A 1305-nucleotide genomic window follows, 5' to 3' on the forward strand; every position below is an offset into this window, starting at 1 on the left:
CGGACTTTCCGCATCCGATCGCGGCGGCGGCGACGTTCGATCCGACGCTGATCGAATCGGAGGGGAGAGCGATCGCCCGCGAGGCGAAGGACCTCGACGTCTCGGTGCTCCTCGGACCGTCGATGGACGCGTTCAGGGTCCCGCTGCACAGCCGCGCCGGCGAGACGTACGGCGAGGACCCGTACCTCGCCTCGAGGATGGCCGCGGCGTTCACCGGCGCCGTGCAGTCCGAGGGGGTCGTCGCGACGCTGAAACACTTCGTCGCGTACAACCAGACGCGGGCGACGGGCGACGTCTACGACTACTATTCGACGTCGGAACACGACGTCCGCGTCGGCGAGCGGGCGCTCCGCGAGATTTACCTCCCGGCGTTCGAGGCCGGCGTCACGGAGGGGAACGCCGGTGCGATCATGCCGGCGTACAACCGGATCAACGGAACGTTCTCCTCGGAACACCCCGAGCTACTGACCGACGTGCTCAGAGACGAGTGGGGCTTCGACGGGTTCGTCGTTTCGGACTGGGGCGGCACCCACAGCACGGTCGACGCCGCCGAGGCCGGACTGGACGTGGAGATGCCGAGCGCGGAGTACTTCGGGGAGGCGCTGGCGGCGGCCGTGGAGGACGGGGACCTCGAGGAGTCCGTCGTCGACGAGATGGTTCGCCGCACGCTGACGTCGCAGGCCGAAATCGGCGCGCTCGAGGGCGACCGGATCGGGAGCGAGCCCGCCCGCGGCACCGACGAACACTTCGAACTCGCCGAACGGATGGCCGAGGAGGGGACGGTGCTCCTGCAAAACGAGGACGACGTCCTCCCGCTCGACGAGAGCGAGATCGACGAAATCGCGCTCGTCGGGCCGTCCCCGGCGGAGTTCAAGAACAGCGTCGGCGGGAGCGACGCCGTCCCGGCCATCCGTCGGAACGGTCCCGTCGACGGTATCACAGACGTCGTCGGAAAAGAGGTCGACGTAACGGTGGTCGAAACGGACCGCCGAACGCTCGTCGAAGCCGACGCCGGATTCGCGTACGAGTACTACGACGGCGACGACGTCGACGGCGAGCCGACTGAAACCGGATCGGTCCCCGTCGTCGACTTCGACGGCGACGCCGGGGCCGCCGTCTGGGAGGGGACGGTGACCGCACCCGAATCGGGCTCGTTCGGACTCGCGCTCACCAGTCAGGGAGCGAGCACCCTGTTCGTCGACGGCGACGTCGTGACGGAGAACCTGGGCGGTGGCTTCGCCGGCCCAAACACCGTCCGGACCGCGGTCGACCTCGAGGACGGAGTCGAGTACGACCTCCGCGTCG

Annotated in this window: 1 protein-coding gene; it reads left to right on the forward strand. The window is 68.9% G+C overall.

Annotated features, from left to right (window positions below; translation table 11 throughout):
* On the forward strand, positions 1-1305 hold a 1305-nt coding region (locus tag PGX04_RS31720), incomplete at both ends, for a glycoside hydrolase family 3 N-terminal domain-containing protein (RefSeq protein ID WP_273742115.1).

Source organism: Natrinema soli, from assembly GCF_028618695.1.